The sequence below is a fragment of the Opacimonas viscosa genome (genome assembly GCF_024199005.1).
In the GTDB taxonomy this organism is placed as follows: Bacteria; Pseudomonadota; Gammaproteobacteria; order Enterobacterales; family Alteromonadaceae; genus Opacimonas; species Opacimonas viscosa.
Window position 1 is genome coordinate 1 of the sequence record NZ_JANATA010000054.1, and the last position, 515, is coordinate 515.

The following is a 515-nucleotide window of genomic DNA, read 5'->3' on the forward strand; positions in this document are numbered from 1 at the left end:
TGATTATCAAACATAGATTATGGTGTTGCTAGACGGGGTTTACCGGACGGATACTTATGATATTTACATTACTTATGATATTTACATTAAATATATAAGTAAAAAAAAAAAAAAAATCAGAAAATTTCGTAACCGTCCGCTCATTACAGGTTAATGTCCTAAGATAGTGTCCACTTATTTTTTAGTGGACACTTATTTTTAGATCACTTGTGGTGCGTCTTGATCGTCCAGTTCGATATTCCACGGAAGGAGTTTATCAATTTGATTGATAGGGTGCTGACTGATGCGTTTGAGAACCGCAGTTAGGTAATGCGTTGGATTAATGTCATTGAGTTTAGCTGTGCCTAGTATTGAGTACAGCACAGCTGCACGCTCACCTCCGGCTTTGGAGCCCGCAAACAGGTAGTTTTTGCAACCTGGCGATATCAATATAACCATTATGGTGAGCTGATTGAGCAAACCGATGCCATGGGACATCGCTATGATTTTACCTACGATTCACTCGGGCGCATGGT

At 39.8% G+C, this 515-nt stretch carries 1 pseudogene; it reads right to left on the bottom strand.

From position 1 onward, the window contains the following. Positions 1–198: 198 nt before the first annotated feature. Positions 199–426: pseudogene (locus NLF92_RS12665) on the bottom strand (transposase domain-containing protein); the annotation flags it as partial. Positions 427–515: the final 89 nt, after the last annotated feature.